The sequence below is a fragment of the Rivularia sp. PCC 7116 genome, assembly GCF_000316665.1.
In the GTDB taxonomy this organism is placed as follows: domain Bacteria; phylum Cyanobacteriota; class Cyanobacteriia; order Cyanobacteriales; family Nostocaceae; genus Rivularia.
Genome location: NC_019678.1, coordinates 6,835,565 through 6,853,370 on the forward strand (window position 1 = coordinate 6,835,565; position 17,806 = coordinate 6,853,370).

Annotated in this window: 10 protein-coding genes; 6 read left to right on the forward strand and 4 right to left on the reverse strand. The window is 38.0% G+C overall.

Annotated elements, in window-relative coordinates; translation table 11 throughout:
- Window positions 1–143 precede the first annotated feature (143 nt).
- Window positions 144–380, reverse strand: coding sequence for a hypothetical protein (locus tag RIV7116_RS26320; RefSeq protein ID WP_015121373.1), 237 nt, complete (start codon window positions 378–380; stop codon window positions 144–146).
- A 366-nt stretch (window positions 381–746) separates the two neighbouring features.
- On the opposite strand from RIV7116_RS26320, the gene lepA reads away from it, so the two are divergent.
- Window positions 747–2,561: a translation elongation factor 4 gene (gene lepA / locus RIV7116_RS26325; protein ID WP_015121374.1), complete on the forward strand. Its 1,815-nt coding sequence runs from the start codon at window positions 747–749 to the stop codon at window positions 2,559–2,561.
- A gap of 976 nt (window positions 2,562–3,537) precedes the next feature.
- Entirely contained in the window at window positions 3,538–4,218 is a 681-nt protein-coding gene (locus RIV7116_RS36620; protein ID WP_015121375.1) for a hypothetical protein, read from the forward strand.
- Window positions 4,219–5,155: 937 nt separating this feature from the next.
- On the opposite strand, the gene RIV7116_RS26335 is transcribed toward RIV7116_RS36620, so the two are convergent.
- Entirely contained in the window at window positions 5,156–7,468 is a 2,313-nt protein-coding gene (locus tag RIV7116_RS26335) for a hypothetical protein (RefSeq protein WP_157229334.1), read from the reverse strand.
- A gap of 957 nt (window positions 7,469–8,425) precedes the next feature.
- On the opposite strand from RIV7116_RS26335, the gene RIV7116_RS26340 reads away from it, so the two are divergent.
- The 4 genes from RIV7116_RS26340 to RIV7116_RS26355 all read left to right on the forward strand — a co-directional run bounded on the left by RIV7116_RS26340 (window position 8,426) and on the right by RIV7116_RS26355 (window position 12,628).
- Window positions 8,426–9,598, forward strand: a complete 1,173-nt coding sequence (locus RIV7116_RS26340; RefSeq protein WP_015121377.1) for a MarR family transcriptional regulator — start codon at window positions 8,426–8,428, stop codon at window positions 9,596–9,598.
- A 121-nt stretch (window positions 9,599–9,719) separates the two neighbouring features.
- On the forward strand, window positions 9,720–10,637 hold the full coding sequence (locus RIV7116_RS26345; protein WP_015121378.1) for a mechanosensitive ion channel family protein: 918 nt from the start codon (window positions 9,720–9,722) through the stop codon (window positions 10,635–10,637).
- 367 nt (window positions 10,638–11,004) lie between these two features.
- Window positions 11,005–12,006: a sodium:calcium antiporter gene (locus RIV7116_RS26350; RefSeq protein WP_015121379.1), complete on the forward strand. Its 1,002-nt coding sequence runs from the start codon at window positions 11,005–11,007 to the stop codon at window positions 12,004–12,006.
- Window positions 12,007–12,364: 358 nt separating this feature from the next.
- Window positions 12,365–12,628 carry a hypothetical protein gene (locus tag RIV7116_RS26355; protein WP_015121380.1) on the forward strand — a complete coding sequence of 88 codons (264 nt, stop codon included), beginning with the start codon at window positions 12,365–12,367 and terminating at the stop codon, window positions 12,626–12,628.
- A 127-nt stretch (window positions 12,629–12,755) separates the two neighbouring features.
- Here the strand turns inward: RIV7116_RS26355 and RIV7116_RS26360 are convergent, their stop codons facing one another.
- On the reverse strand, window positions 12,756–13,703 hold the full coding sequence (locus tag RIV7116_RS26360; protein WP_015121381.1) for a response regulator: 948 nt from the start codon (window positions 13,701–13,703) through the stop codon (window positions 12,756–12,758).
- Window positions 13,700–17,566, reverse strand: a complete 3,867-nt coding sequence (locus RIV7116_RS26365) for a response regulator (RefSeq protein ID WP_015121382.1) — start codon at window positions 17,564–17,566, stop codon at window positions 13,700–13,702. The genes RIV7116_RS26360 and RIV7116_RS26365 overlap by 4 nt, the downstream gene beginning before the upstream one ends.
- Between the last annotated feature and the right edge of the window lie 240 nt (window positions 17,567–17,806).

Here is a 17,806-nt window from a genome sequence, read left to right on the forward strand (position 1 = left end):
AACTGGAGTTAAATAAAAACAGTATGACCCAAAGAAGTTGTGCTAATAGCTGCTTAAAGTGTGGCATAAATTTTTACAGCTTTAGCATACTTACTTGGGTTTTTAATTGTATTCCCCCGAATTAGTAACAAAAAATATATTTTTTAATCGTTCCATTCGCCACGAGGTGGAACTTTAATTCTATGAGGAGTGCGCGTCAGTTCATCATCTCTAGGAATATCACCCCGCAGCCATTGACGCAGTGCTACTTCAATTACTTTAGAAGGATCGTTACTCAGATGATTTATTTTTTCCAACAACTCAGAATCCAAACGGATAGCAACTTCTACCTTATCGGATAATATATTTTCCGCGAGGTCGGGTTTTTCTTTCATGTTCATAGCTAATATTCTCTGCGCGTTATTTGTCCCAAGGTTAGATGAAGCAGCTTTATCTACAGTCGAACAAAAATAATGTTGAATTAGTCAACCATCACTGCTTGCTGCCATACAGTCGTTCATGTTTATTTTACGCTTCCACTAGAACTATACCAGTACCTTTTTGTAAGATGTGGTGGATGTTGGGTACAAGGGAAAAAATAATTTACTCACTAATTGCGACTCCCTACTCACTACCCGCTACTCATCACTGCTTCTGGTTCTAATAGAACTTTTGGCAGCGTCTTTGTTCGATACGCATTACAATACGTTAAGTAAAAGGCTTTTTTTATTAAGATTAAGATTGCAGAATACAGCTTTATTAAGTATATGACTGACGTTCCCGCTTCTCGCATTCGTAATTTTTGCATTATTGCTCACATTGACCACGGTAAATCAACTTTGGCTGACCGTCTTCTGCAAGCCACTGGTACGGTGGAAAATCGGCAGATGAAGGAGCAGTTTCTCGATAACATGGATTTGGAACGGGAGCGCGGCATTACTATTAAGCTGCAAGCTGCCCGAATGAATTACAAGTCCAAAGATGGTCAAGAATACGTACTGAATCTGATTGATACTCCCGGTCACGTTGATTTTTCTTATGAAGTGTCCCGCAGCTTGGTAGCTTGTGAGGGGGCTTTGTTGGTAGTAGACGCTTCCCAAGGTGTAGAAGCTCAAACCTTGGCAAATGTTTATTTGGCGATTGAGAACGATTTAGAAATCATTCCGGTTTTAAATAAAATTGATTTACCCGGAGCCGAGCCAGATAGAGTTGCTGGCGAAATTGAAGAAGTTATTGGTTTGGATTGTAGCGGTGCGATTCTTGCTTCTGCAAAGGAAGGAATTGGTATTCCAGAAATTTTAGAAGCAATTGTCGAACGAGTGCCGCAGGCACAAAATAACATTGAGAAGCCTTTGCGGGCTTTGATTTTTGATAGTTATTACGATAGCTACCGGGGAGTAATTGTTTATTTCCGGGTGATGGATGGCACGCTGAAAAAAGGCGATAAAGTCTATCTCATGGCTTCTGGGAAGGAATACGAAATTGACGAAATCGGTGTTCTTTCTCCCAATCAAGTACAAGTTGACGAACTCCACGCTGGAGAAGTGGGTTATCTTTCGGCAGCAATTAAGGCTGTGGAAGATGCGCGGGTAGGAGATACCATAACTTTAAGTAAAGCTAAAGCGGTGCAACCTTTGCCCGGTTATGCAGAAGCTAACCCAATGGTGTTTTGCGGAATGTTTCCTATAGATTCCGACCAGTTCAAGGATTTACGCGAAGCTTTAGATAAACTTAAGCTTAACGACGCAGCTTTACAGTTTGAACCGGAAACTTCCAGCGCTATGGGTTTTGGTTTCCGTTGCGGCTTCTTGGGTTTGCTGCACATGGAGATTGTCCAGGAGCGTTTGGAGCGCGAATACAATCTGGATTTAATCATTACGGCTCCTTCGGTAATTTACCGCGTAACTACTAACAAAGGTGAAGTAGTTTACGTTGATAACCCCGCTACTCTGCCTTCTCCCAACGACCGAGAAAAAATTGAGGAGCCTTACGTTAAAGTAGAAATGATTACCCCGGAAACCTACGTGGGTACCTTGATGGAGTTATCTCAAGGTCGTCGGGGTATATTCAAAGATATGAAATATCTTACCCAAGGGCGGACAACTTTAACTTATGAGTTGCCTTTAGCCGAAGTTGTCACCGACTTTTTCGACCAAATGAAATCTCGTTCTCGCGGTTATGCGAGCATGGAATATCAGCTAATTGGCTATCGCGAAAATCATCTGGTGAAATTAGACTTGATGATTAACGGCGATCCAGTTGATTCTTTAGCGATGATTGTTCATCGAGATAAAGCTTATAATGTTGGTCGCTCAATGGCTGAGAAATTGAAGGAATTAATTCCCCGCCACCAGTTTAAAGTACCCATCCAAGCAGCGATTGGTAGTAAAATTATTGCTTCAGAACATATTCCAGCATTACGAAAGGATGTGTTAGCCAAATGTTACGGTGGTGACATTAGCCGGAAGAAGAAACTTTTGCAGAAGCAAGCCAAAGGTAAAAAGCGGATGAAATCTGTAGGTACTGTAGATGTTCCGCAGGAAGCATTTATGGCAGTGTTGAAATTGGATCAAAATGCATAATACCCGTAATTATGTATTGTGTAGAGACGGGGCGCAGTGCTACGTCTCCCGTATTTGGGGTTGTATCCTCGCAATTTGCCTCCCTTACAGATTTTCTAACAAGTAAAGAAGTATTGATATAGGGAAACCGCCCGTACTCGAAAACAGTGCGGGCGATTTAAGTTAAGAAGTTAGGATTATTTTTATAATACCGAAAATTTGGCTTTGGTTGAATATTGGTGGAGATGTAGTGAAGATGCCACAAATCAGTTTCCTGTGTCCTCAAAGTGTGCTACTAACATTTCTAGCCTCCGTAAGCTTTGCAAGAATAGCCCTGACAATCTACGGGCATTTTTTAGAGTTTCACATTAAAGGTACTCTAGTACTCGAACAAGCCTACATTGCGGGGTGAGGCGAGGGAGGGGGAAGAGGGGGAAGAAAACATTTGCTTTTCCAACGATACACCCCGCAAAGTTTCCTTGGTGGAGTACTAGTTTCAAGAAAACAAGTACATTACAAATAATGGCGATCGCATCTCCACAGCCACAACTAAGTAGTTAAAAATAATTAATTACACATTGTCATTGCGAGTTAAACGAAATTAAACGAAGCATGAGCGCGTTCACCTTTATGTGCGGCTCAACTGCGGATCATCGCAAGGGCTGGGACGATCCGCAGCTTCACGGGTTTCTGTATAAATAAATATTTTGTTTTAGTGTAAATACGCAGATTGCAAATTAATTATTTAAGACTTTATGTGAATTTTGTTAGCTAACAATATATTTACGTAAAAAACATAACTCTTGATCTAAAGAATTTTGCTTGTTTGTGTAAAATAAAAATCCATTTTCTTATTAAGTGTTTACTCGGTTATCAATGTAAAAAAATGTGCAATAAATTATATTCATAACCCTATTGTTGATTTTACATTAATACCAAGGCTAGAGATTTGCTTCAGTAATTTGACAACAAATACTTACGAGAAGGAAATCCGAACATGAAATTTAGCCAAAAATTATCTATTTCTTTATTTGCTGCAACTGCTAGCGTATTTAGTCTATCTTCCGGAGCTTTCGCAGGTGAAGGTGGTGCTGCTGGTGCTGCTGCATTCACCATAGATACAGCTACCAATAATGTTACTGGAGTTGCTGTGGCTGCTTCGGTAGGTAAAAACGATGCATCCGCCGCTGCTTTTAATGATATTGATGAGAATTTTAATTCTGCCTTCGCTTTAGGTTCTGCTGGTGTAATCACTATCGAAGGTATGGGAGACACTACTGGAACACTTACAAGTATGACAGGTACAGCCGATCCTGAACTTGGAGTTGCGCAAGCTAATGATTTGACTGGTGCTGCAACTATTCAGTTAGGAACTGGAAGCGGTGATGTGATTGCTACAATCCCTGACGGAAGCTCTGCTGGCACTGGCACTACTGGTAATACTGGTACTGGTGTTACTACTGCTGCTATCGATGCTGCTGTTGCTGCTGCTGAAGCTGCTGCAAATACTGCAACTAATGCTGTAACTACTGTAAATACTGCTGTAACTACTGCAACTGATGCTGCTACTGCTGCTGCTACTTCTGCAACTGATGCCGCTGCTTCTGCTCAGCTTGCTGTTGACGCTGTTGCTGATGTTAATGCTGCCATCACTGGTGCTGGAGGTATTATTCCATAAAATTAAAATGTTATTGGAGATACAGCTTAAAGCCGCCTCTCTATAAAACCCATTTGGTTTCCTTTTTTCAAATATAAAGGCTTTAGGAAAGCGGTTCTAAACAGCCTAATAATTATAAGGGTTCAGCATACCAAAAAATAACTATCAGAGTCATGAAATCCAGATGGGTATTAAACTTGCAGGTTGGTAAATAAATCCCAAATAAATTCTAAGTACTTAGACAGAATCAATTATATATTTGTCATTGCGAGTGAAACGACGCATTCAGCGAAGCTGCGGATCATCCCATAGTTTTGCGATGATCCGCAACTGAGCCGCACTTTCGGTGAACGCGCTCATGCTTCGCTGTCGTATGCCCTTCGGGCACGCTGGGCGAACGCAATGATACAAATTTTTTGTCCAGCTACTTATTTGTTTATTAAAATTTAACATCTGTAGGTGTTTTAGCGATAAAGCAAGATACCTACAGATATTTTCTGCGTTAGGACTTTCGGTTTAACACTCTCCAAAATATTTAAATATAGTAAGTCTATGTTTATTGACTGCTTGCCAGACTCTAAGTGAAAATCTATTTATATGAGGCTCTGCCTTCAGAGTAGTATCATGTTGGTAAAATCACTATAATACGTCGTTATAAGCACAACAGAGTGGAACGACGTAATTCCAGCACTTTGGGTTGGGATTGCTCAGTCCCTTTGGAACAAGCTCCGCTTAGCTCGCAGTGACGGCTATTTCAACGAATATTATATAAATCAGAGTCTTCGCCTCTTAAATCGGTGGCTGAAAAAAATTATAGCTATATGATTGCGAACATAACGAAATAGAGTGAAGCAATCCCAGGGGTTTGGGATTGCTTCACTTTGTTGATAATGACAATATACGATTTATTTTGCGTGAGTACTTATTACATATGATTAAAATAGGATTATAGTAGAATTTACCTATATTTTCTCCGCAGCAATCTATCTATCAGATTCTTCCTTTTCCGTCGCAAAATCTGTTTATTATCTACTTTATCAAACGGATTACCTGGCGCTCCAAACCTAAATAATACTTGGAATATATTGTCGGTAAAACCAAGTTTAATCCCCTGACTATCTTTACCCAAGTCATAATAGTTATTTGTCCAAGAAACAGACATTGTTGGACTATTATATTTACGCCCTAATCTTAATTTAGCAGTTGCTCCATAGCGAGAACGACTAGAAGCTTTATTCACTGGAGCATAGTAACCACTTAAACGAAAGTATTTGCTAAAATTAATTGCCAAGTCGGCGCGTAAAGTTCTCTCCACAGAATTGGGTAAAATGTCATCAAAATAGTTAACTATACCCAAAGAAAGATTACCAAGACTGGCTCTGGCTCCTACTGTAACCAAACTTGCTGGTGCTTCACTTTCAATCTTTCCGATACGATTTTCTCTATCTAAAGCGTAATTGAAACGGCTTGATAAAACTAAATTAGCTTTCCTACTGGAGCCAATTCTTTGAGAAATACTACCAAATACTTGGGAGTAATAGTCTCTATCGGGATTAATATAACCAACTGCTCCTGTAGAAATATTTAAATTACCAAAGTTACGTGTATAGTCACCACCAGCATAAGCTTTAATAGTTTTTCCCGTAATTATACCCGTATAGTATTTCAAGCTATCCAAGGAACCCATAATGTTTCCCGTGAAGCTGATATGAGGGTAATATTTAATCTCTTCTACAAAGCGATTTCCTGTTACCAAATTCACATCTTGAGCAAAATTAGTTAGATAAATTTGACCGTAGAAATCTTCTATTTCGTTGCTGGAAAAGTTTTCACCACTCACAACAGAAAGCAAGTCTACATTTGAATCAACTCCACCTTCGCCACCTCCGTCAGCAATTATTCTTTGCTCTCCAGTTGGCTGATATCTATTTATTTTCTCTATTCTGCGCTCGACAATGGGAGAGATTCCAACCCAAACGCTATTAAATCTGGCTCTAGGAATTTGACTTTTACGTTTAATATTTGGTTTGAGGCTTTCAGCAGAACCGATTCCAGCATGATAAAAGGTGTAACTACTTGTGGGAATTCTTACAGTATTAGCTGCTAAAAAGAGATTTCTATTGATATTTGTATTAACTTTGCCAGTGCTTCCCTCTAGACGGGGTTTTACATCGGGTAATACTAAATTGCCTAACTGTACGGCAGAATTTAAGAGTAAATTATCACTATCTGTTACCAATCCAAAACCACGAATTGTCCTACCAATAACGGCTCTATTCTGATTAGCTTTTACAACTTGCCTAACTTGAGAATACAAGCCTATTTGAGTATTTTGTATCTCTTCTTTACGTTCGTAGAAAACTTGATTTCCTTGGCTATTGCCGGGAAATGCTCCTGTATTGGGAAAATATAAATCTAGTCCGACTTGCTGTCCACTTGCCCCTGTTTGGAATCCTGGAAGTTCCATGGAAGCTAGTGATTCGGGAGTAACAACTTCGTTCATGTTAGCCGTTTGGACTATACGAGTTGGTACAAAGAAATCCGGATCGAGACTATCTCTATCAGTAATTAAACCAGGTGTATAGGAGCATTTTTTACCTTCAATATTTTCACCAACTAAACAGGAAGCAGTAAAACTCATTTGCATCTGCATACCAAGCATTGTATGCGGTTCGTTTCTTGTTACTGCAATTTGTCTAGTCTCTCTAATTCTCTGTAGCTGTAGATAACTGCCTTTTTGATCTACTGTATAGACATTGTCTTTAGTCAAACTTTCTATTACTTTTCCGTCGAGTTTAAGAATACCTCCAGCAGAAATACTTGTATTAGTATCGTCTCCGAAAGTCGTTCCAGCGTATAATTCCCATTCGGTTAAATGGCTGATGGGTACCCCATTCAAAGGTAAAGTAGTTGTGAAAGGATGAATTTTTTCTGGAGCAGCTATTGTTGGTGGGGAAATATAATCTGAGTTTAAATTGGATGCTTTTGATGGCTTCTGTTCGGATAATTCTGAGTAGTTATGATTCAACTCTTTAGCAGCATCTAATTGATTGATTGCATTTTTAATCAACTTCCCTTTACGGAGTCTTTGAGAAACATCAGGAAATTTATTAGATAATTTTTGATCTGTGTTTGTTTGGTTATTGCTTTCTGCTACGTAATCTTTAATCCTTTTCTTTAATCTTTCTCTAAAAGCATTTTTTCTTGTTAATGAATGCTCTTTTTCGTCGCTTTTAGATTCAGTAAAATATACATCTTCTTTTTGTGACAAAGAATGTATTTTTTGTGCTGATGCTATCTGACTACTTAAAGCTAACCATACTGAAAAGGATGATATATAGATCCAAAGCTTAATTGTTACGATCATTATATAAGTTTATGACTTATTAGGTAAGCTTATATTTAAGTAAATGGATTGATAGTCTATTTTTGAATATTGTTATAAGAATAAATAGCTTATACAATGATTAATTTTTATCTATAGCAATCCTATTTGAATTTTGAAAATACTCAGTAAATTTTCTGTTCCCTATTCCCTGTTCCCTATTCCCTAGCCCCTACGAGTTATTCAGAAATCAAAACGGATTCCTATATGTTAATTGATAAAATCAATTGTATTAACTTCAAAACAATATAATCAATTTCTCCTACGTACAACATCCGCATAAATACGTATTATATACTTCTAGTTTAGAGCTTATACGCAGATGTCTGTAAGTTTAATTACCTAAGTTTGCTAAACACTCCAGTTGTTAAGTATAATTGAGAACTATAAGTGTTTGCGTAAAGTAAGAATATAGGGATTTTAAGTTGGACGGAATACAGATTGACCTCGCTCTCTTTCCCTGATTCATGATACTGCTGGAGAATCAGGAAAGACCCCTCAATCAACGCAAAAAAATGGTTTGAGGAGTACGATAGGCTAGAGGCTTGGCGCTTCGCATATCGCACTCCTGTTAATAACTCAAAATCCCTATTAATTGGTTCGGGTGAGGGGTGAGATATACCATTCGCCAGCAGTATCCTTAATCAGGAGAGGGGAAAGGGGTGAGGTTCATCAAACTGTATTGCACTCAAATGAAAAGCGCTATAGAATCAGTTAGAGGAGAGCGAGCTATATTTTTCTAGGCAGCAAGACGCTCCCATAACATTTGTAGCTCAGAATCTGCTACTCGCTACTCGCTAATTACGGTAATATACTCATAACCAAGCTGGAAAAATAGCTGGAATGGGTACACTTTTTAATAAATTTCACACCTGGTTGCTTGAGAATCGGAAATTATTGCTGTCTAGGTTTTCGACTGACGAACAAGAAACGCAAGAGCCTGAAAGGTCTTTAACTGAATTACCACCTTCGTTAGCATCCGATTTGCTAGCAGCTATGGATAAGCTACCTATTGATAATCCAGATTTGGAAGCGATTCAGTCAACTTTAGATGAAGCTTTTGAAAAATGGCGCAATAATCCCCAAGTTGCTGATAATTCTTTGATAATTTTAAGTTCTCCGGTAACAACTGTATCGCGCATACTAATTGAAAGTTTGCAAGATTGGGCATTGGAAAAGCAAATCAAACTATTGCCTCTACAGTGGATAAGTAGACCACAAGAAGTTGAAAGTATCAAAACAAGATTACAGCAGCAACTTGGTAGAGGAATAGTGGCAGCAGAATCGAAGCAACCAGAAATAGTTGTTATTCCTAATTTAAGCTGGTGTTTTTTGCGTTGCGTTGATGGCTTGGAAGGAATCGATTATCTACAAGATGTGCTGCTTCAAGATGACTCTAGATTTTGGGTGATTGGTGCAGGTAAAGTTGGTTGGGAATACCTTAATCATGTATCCCATTTTAAAGCTTATTGTGGTGAATCTTTAGAATTACCCGAGCTAACAGGAGAACAGTTAGGAGAATGGTTGGAACCGATTATTTCTGAATTTGATATTACTTTTGCTAAGTCTAATATTGATTTTTCTAACTCAGAAGAAAATGAAACTTATCAAAATCGGTATTTCCGGAGATTGGCTGCTGTAAGTGAAGGTGTTAACACTGTAGCCGTACAAGTTTTTTTACGTTCAATTTGTTATGAGCCTCAAGAAGCAGATGAGAAAGAAGAAACACAAGAAATTTTAGAAGCGCAAAATCCGGATTTACCTAATTTAACCCGTTTGGATGCTGACGAGCACTATATTTTATATTCGGTATTATTACACGGTGATTTAACATTAGCTGGACTCAGTCAAAGTTTGGGAGACGAAAAATCTTTTGTTAAAGGCAGAGTACAAATGTTGCGTCGTAAAGGTTTACTTGAGCAGAAGAATGGGATACTAACTATTAACCCGATTCATTATCCTCGAATTAAAAATGAATTATCAAATAATAATTTTATTATCTATGAAACTGATTAATTTGTAATGGGTAATTGGTAATTGGTAATTGAAACAAAATCAATAAATTTTAATATATTATATTCAAATCAAACAATAATTTATGTAATAGTTACGCAATCACTTATAGAACTTTTTTTTAATGTTGTACACTTTTGTATCTTCTAATTACCAATTACTCGTTACCAATTACCTATTACCAATTACCCATTACCCACTGGTTTTTGCTCAATCAGCCGATGAGGCAGCGAAAGAAACCGCAGAACAAACTAAACAAATTATTACAGAAATTACAACTTGGAAAATTAGTCAAGGGTTGATTGTTGTTGCTATTGCTTATATCACGATTAAGGTGGTTGACAAATTAGTCGTTTGGCTATCCGAACAAGCAGCAAAAGAATGGCGACTGCGAATTAAACAATTTCTGCCTTTTGCAAGAATGATGGTTTTGACTACCACCATTATTTTCTTAATGAACTTATTTTTAAACTTATCCCGAGACAATTTAGTTGCAGTCACGGGTACTGTTGCAGTTGCTTTGGGGTTTGCTTTCAAAGACTACGCAAGCTCTATCATAGCCGGAATCATCGGCTTATTTGAAGCACCTTATCGAGTTGGCGATCGCGTTCAAATTGAAGATTTTTATGGCGAGGTAAGAAGCTATGGACTTAGAGGAATTCGTTTGCAAACCCCGGAAGACAATGTTGTTACAATACCTCACAACAAAATCTGGACAAATGCTGTATCAAATGCCAACATGGGCGAGTTAGAAGCCCAAGTAATTACGGAGTTTTATTTTGCCCACGAAGTAGATTCGGATTTAGTAACTAAGATACTATATAGAGTAGCATATACAAGTAAATATACTTATTTAAAACTTCCCATCCTAGTAGTTTTAGAAGAGAAAAACTGGGGAACCTTATTCCAATTGAAAAGCTATCCTTTAGATGCGCGAGACGAATTCATTTACAAAACCGACTTGACAAAAAGAGCAAAACGAGTATTTTCTAAATATCATTTGCCTTACCCTCGGTTGGTAAATATGGAAAAGGTCGAGTGAGGGATGGGGATATGTAGCAATACTACTCGGTTAAGCAAATTAAACTCGTTTTCAGATCCCCCAACCCCCTGAAAAAAGGGGAGCCACTACGTTGCGGAGGCTTCCTCCGTTGTAGTAAGTGGCGTAGCTTATTTCCCTCCAATAAACAGGAGGGCTAGGGAGGATCTCGTCTTAACCGACAAGTATTGGGAGATGTAGGATAAGGGCAAAAGGTGAAGTGAGAGGTTAAATAACTTTTAAATCTTAACTTCTAACTATTTACTCGTAACTGTTAACTGTTAACTATTGCGAATAAATACCTTACAAATTGGGTCGTGAAGTAATAACATATCATCTGATAAACAGCTCATCGCGGAGATAGTCCTAAATGCTTTGGATTCAAGTCATTATATGTATAGCGCTGGTGATAGTAGTGAGTTCAAAACTTTCGCAAAGCGCCGATATGGTGGCTGAGAAGAGTGGTTTGGGACGTAACTGGGTAGGCGCTATTTTACTGGCTGGAAGTACTTCTTTGCCTGAATTAGCTACTGGTGTAAGTGCTGTGAATTATCTCGATGCACCGGATTTAGCAGCAGGAGGTATTTTTGGCAGTTGTTTATTTAATTTAATGATTCTGGCAATATTAGATATTTATACTGGCGGAGGTCCGCTGTTTCAGCAAGCCCAGGTAAGTCACGGTTTGGCGGCTGGTTTAGGTTCTTTGCTATTAGGTGTTGCTGGCTGTGGAATATTTTTAGCTCAGAGAAATATACATCCAATGATTGGTTGGATTGGCGTTCCTAGTTTTATACTAATACTGCTTTACTTAATTAGCGCTCGTTTGATTGCTAAGTTTGAAAGGAGGCGGCGTAGCGAAGTATTAGAGCAGGAAAGTGAAGCTTTTGAATACGAACATATCAAACCGCGCAAAGCATATTTAATGTTTGCTTTATCTTCATTAGCAATAGTAGTGCTGGGTGTGTGGTTAGCTTGGTTGGGAGACAAAGTTGTTCAAGCAACCGGATTGGAAGAAAGCTTTATCGGTTCATTATTACTCGCTATTACTACATCGCTTCCTGAAGTTGCTGCTGGCATAGCTGCTGTACGATTGGATGCTGTTGATTTAGCAATTTCCAATGTTTTTGGTTCCAATATTTTCAATATGGCAATTTTGGGAGTTTATGACGTTGCTTATACCAAAGGTGATTTGTGGACAAAAATAGGCAATGTACATATTTTCACTGCGGTTATCGCAATGATGATGACTTCCTTAGCGATTGTAGGATTAATTTACCGTGCAACACGACCATCGAGGTTATATCTTACCTATGATGTTTTGGGGTTAATTGTTTTATATATTGGCGGTATGTATATTATCTATCTGGGGTAGTATTTGCAAGGTATGTAACGGCTACTGTTAATTATAAAATAAATATTCCTTGCGCCGGGGTAATCAAGGTTCGTAGTTGGGCTTTAGCCTCTCATATTAAGGAATTCGCAGGCGCACAAGCGCTACCACGAACCCCACATAAGCTTGAAGGGTACCACAATGATTGATATTTGTAGGTTGAGTTGAAGCTCGTGTAAGCGTTCACGCCTTCGGCGTGAGCGCTTACGCTTAACCTTTAAGTAAATAAGAACTAATTACTCTCACCTATTAATAATAAGAAGCTTAGAGAAACCACTTCTAGTTTTAAAGGTGAATAAGAACTAATTACTCTCACCTATTAATAATTAGGGAGAAAACGATGAAAAATAAAGTAGCTGCAATTGTAACTGGTGCAATGCTAACTTTAACAGCAGGTATTTTACCAAGCTATGCACTTAATACTAACAATTCTTCAGTTTCTACAACTGGTACAAACTTAAAAACAGTTAATTTAGACAATGCTTTCAATCAAACTAGTAATGGAAAGCTTTTGATTGCCCAAAGAAGAAGAAGGAGAGTAATAAGAAGAAAGGGACGGATAATCAGAAGACGTGTTCGCGTGTGTCGCACTATTCGTAAATAAGTTATCGAACTTTAGGCAAAAAAATTGTTCGCGAGTATTAATCACGAACAATTTACCCAAATTTATTTTCCCAATTTTGAATCAATTTGTATGCAAATGGTGCAACTCATACAGCATTGGTATTACGTTATTGGTGCGTAATTTCTGTTAATTTCTCATTATTGATTGCTAACTGTTGTTCTGCATTTTTAACTAATTGATATGCAGATGATTCTTCAAGGGGAATCATGCTGGCAGTACCAAAACTAATTTTTAAATATTCGTTTTGTATATCTAATGATTCAATAGAGTTTTGAAGTATTTTGATTACTTCTGTTGCTTCTTCTGCTTCAGTATTCGCTAAAATCATCACAAAGATTTCATCACTGTACCGGGCAATAAAATCGGTTGAGCGCTTTTTACACTTACGCATGATATCAGCAATATGGCATAAATCGTTATCTTTAGCTTGACTATCTATTTGTGCAAAATCAATTTTACACATAATTAAAGATAAAGGTAGTTGATACTTTTGCAATCGTTTCCATTCGCGCTGTAAGTACTCGTTAAAATAAGAACGACTGGCTACTTTAGTTAATGCATCAGTAGAAGCAAGATTTTGTAATTCTCGATTTGCTGTTTCCAAACTTACCGTTAATCGGCATTCTCTTTCAATTTGACGACGAGTTTCTAATATTGCCCAGCGAGATGTTAATAAGCGATTTACCCTGCGTGCAAGTACTCCCCAATCAATGGGTTTTGTGATGTAATCGCTTGCTCCTACTTGGAAAGCTCGTTCTATGGATTCTTGATCGTCAAGAACTGTTACCATCAAAACTGGTGGGCAGTTATCGCCCATAAGAGTTTGTAATTTACTACAGCAGGCAAACCCATCCATTCCGGGCATTCTAGCATCTAGTAAAATCATGTCTGGTGTAACTTTCTGACAAATATCTAAACAATGTTGTCCGTTACAGGCTTCTATTATTTGATACCCCTGTTTCTCCATTGCCTTGTGTAGTACCAATCGTAAAGTCTTTTGGTCATCTACTACGAGAATTTGCGGTGGATTCTGTTGAAAATCGGGATTAGTCATGATGCTTTCCTGGTAGGATAATGTTGTTTTAAAGCCGTTTTTACTTGTTTGTACTCTAAATCGAGTTGTTTAACTAAATTAGAAGTATTGGATGTCGTTCCAGAACGACCTATAGCTTCCAATTCAGTACATACCCGAGCAAGTAAAACTGCGCCAATTGTCACGCTTAAAGACTTTAATGCGTGAGCGGAATTACGCAGAAGTTCTGCATCGTCTCGTTCAAGCGAGCACCCAATTTCTTTTAACTTTGGGGGTGCATCTTCAAGGTAGCTATCGATTAATTCCGCTACAATTTCATCAGCATCATCACCAGCCATATCTCTTAATTCTTGTAATATTTGAGTATCAATAACTGAGTCAAAATTCAATTGTGATTTCTCCCGATTAAAAACAGCAGTGGAATCGGAATCTGGATTAAATGAATGGCGTAAGCTTTGGTAATTGTGTAAAGCTTGTACTAAAGCATCAATACGAACGGGTTTACTTAAATAGTCATTCATTCCAGCATTTAAACATTCTTCCCTATCCCCTTGCATTGCATTAGCAGTCATGGCAATAATCCAAGGGCGTAAGGGAGGCGACCATTCTTTACAGATACAGCGAGTTGCCTGCAATCCATCCATTTCTGGCATCTGTACGTCCATGAAAACAATATCGTATTCTTGACGGCGCAGACTGGTTAATGCTTCTAAACCATTGGCAGCAACATCAGCGCTATAGCCCAATTTTTGTAGCATATGTAAAGCCACTTTTTGATTTAGAGGCATGTCTTCCACTAAAAGAATGCGTAACGGTAGTTGCTCGCTTAACTGCATATCATCAACTTTGGATGTGGAAGATAAATTAGATATTTGTTTTCCACATAAAATACGAACGCATGTATCGTATAGCTGTGACTGTTTTATCGGTTTGTTTAGTAAAGCTACGAATTTCGATTTTGCTACAAGCTGCTGTTGAGTTACTCTATCAACAGAGCTTAACATCACTATCGGCAACTGTTCGCAACCAGGTACGCCATGAATCTCCGCAGCCAAATTTAAACCATCCACTTGCGGTGTTTGCATATCTATAATTGCCATATCGAAATCTTTTCGGGAATTAACCAGTTCCAGAGCTTCTGAAGTAGTTGAAGCGGCGAAAACAACTATTCCCCATTTCTCCATTTGTAAAGTCAGAATATTACGATTAGTTGCATTACTATCTACTACTAACAGCCGTTTTCCAGATAAATGTGGTTGAATATTATCAAGATTGCTAATTCCGGCACTCGCCACCGATTGTGCTGCAATTGTGAAATGAAAGGTAGAACCGACTCCTACGGTACTTTCTACCCACATCGTACCATCCATAATTTCGCTTAAGCGTTTGCTGATTGCTAAACCTAATCCGGTACCGCCGTACTGACGAGTCATTGAAGCATCAACCTGGCTAAAGGGTTTAAATAATCTTTGTATTTTCTCTTGGGGAATACCAATTCCTGTATCGCTAACAGAAAATTTTATTTGATAATCATTTGTAGATAGTTCACTGCTTAATTGTCTGCCGCTAACGGAAACGCATACCTCGCCAGCTTGGGTAAATTTAACTGCATTACTGAGTAAATTAACTATAATTTGCCTTACTCTCGTTACATCTCCAATAATCAAAGTTGGAGTTTGAGAATCAATCATATAGGCTAAATTTAAATTTTTATCCGCAGCTTGAGAAGTTAATAAATCTAATGACTCTTCTATACAGTTACGTAAGTTGAAAGGAAGTTTTTCTAAATCTAACCTTCCCGATTCAATTTTAGAAAAGTCCAAAATATCGTTAATAATAGTTAGTAATGCATCACCACTACTACGAATAGTTTCTACAAAATCTAATTGTCGGGGAGTCAAATCCATATCGAGCAACAGCCCGCTCATGCCAATCACTGCATTCATAGGAGTGCGAATTTCATGACTCATCATTGCTAAAAATTCACTTTTGGCGCGGTTGGCAGTTTCAGCACCTTGTTTTGCTTGTTCGAGTTGGCTATTTTTGATAGTAAGTTCTTGTTTTTGCTGAGTTTCTTGTTGCAAAAGGCGAGCTTGAGCAACAGCAATTCCTACTTGTGCGGCTACAGATTCTAATAATTCTATTTCATCCCTAGTCCACTGACGATAACGATCGCACTGATGTAACCCAATACTGCCATTCGCTTCCCCTTGGTAGGAAGTACGAATTGCCAGCATCGACTTAATTTCCATTCTTTCACAAATGTCTAATTCCGATTTCAGCAAGGGTTCTGCAAAAACATTTGGAGTTGCGATCGCGCTATCTTGAGATAGCATTTTTTCAGCATGAGGATTACCAGCAATTGGTATTTGATAATATCGCATTGATTGTATCCCCGGTTCTAAATATTCCACCGCAGTCGGAATTTTGGTTACTGAGCCGGTTATATACTGATGAATCAAGCAGCGATCGACGTTAAAAGCATTGGCAATTTGAATTGCAGTAGTGTCAAAAATTTGTTTTATATCTAAACTACGGCGAACTTCATGGGTAATTTGCTTAAGCAATAAAGCACGATTAAATTGCTGTTTTAAAGCTTGCTCGGCTTGTTCTCGCTCAATCTGACTGCCAACCCATTGAGCCATTAATTTTAATAATTCTCTGTAGGTATTTTGAAATTTTTGCTGTCGCGGTTTGAGGCTAGAAAATGAAAGAGTACTATGAACTTTGCCTGTAACTAATACCCGCGCCCCCATATAAGATTCCATACCAAATTTAAGATAGCCCGGATGATTGCACCAAGGTGATTTTTGACTATGTGCAATTATTAAAGGTTCGTCATTTTCCAGTACTTCGCTGGATAAAGTTTGCTGCAACTCTACGCTATATCCTGGGTACATTACATTGTTGGGAGCCTGTGCCACACTAACGTGATAGCGATTGTCTTCAATGCGTGCCAAGATGCCAAACTCTACACCAAATGTTTGACATCCCATTGCTAATAAATATTGAATGCGTTGCTCAAAATCAAAATTACGTGCAACTGCTACTTCGTAAAGAGTTCGTAAAAACGCTTCACTTTCCCTAAGCTCTACTTCAATTCTTCGATGTTCTGTCTGAGTTTGAATATCTCTAATTGCTACAATTAAATAGTTAGCAACTTCAGTAATTGTATTAATTTCATATTCGCTCCACTGTCGCGGTTGTGAAGAATATAAACCAATTACACCAACTAACCCGCTCGAATCTCGTAAGGGTATTTCTAAAATAGCTTTATTTTCTACTTTTAAAATTTCAGATGCTAAAGATACTAAACATTGATTTTGTGCTACATCTTCAACTATAAACTTCTGACCATTTACTAAAGTAAAAAAATAATCTGGAGCCGTAGTTAAGTCAGCGGTAAAACCTTCTAAAAGTTTAGAGCTATCTGTCTCAACAGAATGAGTAACAGTTAATATCCCATTATTATCTATATTTGAAAAACAAGCCTTTAGCTCGGGAAAATGCTTATTAAGTTGTTGAATTGTATTTCTTATTATCTGCTCTACAGAAGTTCCCAAAGGAACACCAGTTAAAATAGTGTTGAGTAATGTTAAACGATTTCGACTTAAAAGCAGCACTTCCTCAGCTTCTTTACGCCCAATTATCTCTTTTTCTAATTCCTGCTTCGCTTCTAATAATTTTTTGTTAAAAAAGAAAATTATCATTGCGATCGCGATTATTGCTACGAGCAAAACAACGAGCAACTTGGAATCAAAATAATTTACAAATCTTGACGAAATGCAAAGTTGCTGAAGTCTCAACCAGTAATCTTGAATTAGCAAAAGATCGGCATTATCGAAGAATAAGTACACCGTTACGTAGTAGATGCGATATAACATACTACATATAGCCTATACTGTTACTAAATGAGTTCAGAATTTATACTGACAACTAGCTGCGGTTCATGTTGTTAATTTTGATTTTACGTATAAAAACTGAAAAATAAGTTTTATCAATGTTAGGCTTATCACAGCATTTTGTATACATTACACCTTTGAAAGAATTAGATTTACGTCTAAACAGCCTCAACTATACTCTTCCCTCTCCTTGATAAGGAGAGTGGGTGCCCGGAGGGGATG

What these genes read in the sequence shown, in the direction of transcription:
- RIV7116_RS36620 (WP_015121375.1), top strand. Translation starts at nt 3,538, where the DNA reads ATGAAATTTAGCCAAAAATTATCTATTTCTTTATTTGCTGCAACTGCT.
- RIV7116_RS26360 (WP_015121381.1), bottom strand. Translation starts at nt 13,703, where the DNA reads ATGACTAATCCCGATTTTCAACAGAATCCACCGCAAATTCTCGTAGTA.
- RIV7116_RS26350 (WP_015121379.1), top strand. Translation starts at nt 11,005, where the DNA reads ATGCTTTGGATTCAAGTCATTATATGTATAGCGCTGGTGATAGTAGTG.
- RIV7116_RS26365 (WP_015121382.1), bottom strand. Translation starts at nt 17,566, where the DNA reads ATGTTATATCGCATCTACTACGTAACGGTGTACTTATTCTTCGATAAT.
- RIV7116_RS26345 (WP_015121378.1), top strand. Translation starts at nt 9,720, where the DNA reads ATGTTGTACACTTTTGTATCTTCTAATTACCAATTACTCGTTACCAAT.
- RIV7116_RS26320 (WP_015121373.1), bottom strand. Translation starts at nt 380, where the DNA reads ATGAACATGAAAGAAAAACCCGACCTCGCGGAAAATATATTATCCGAT.
- RIV7116_RS26340 (WP_015121377.1), top strand. Translation starts at nt 8,426, where the DNA reads ATGGGTACACTTTTTAATAAATTTCACACCTGGTTGCTTGAGAATCGG.
- RIV7116_RS26355 (WP_015121380.1), top strand. Translation starts at nt 12,365, where the DNA reads ATGAAAAATAAAGTAGCTGCAATTGTAACTGGTGCAATGCTAACTTTA.
- lepA (WP_015121374.1), top strand. Translation starts at nt 747, where the DNA reads ATGACTGACGTTCCCGCTTCTCGCATTCGTAATTTTTGCATTATTGCT.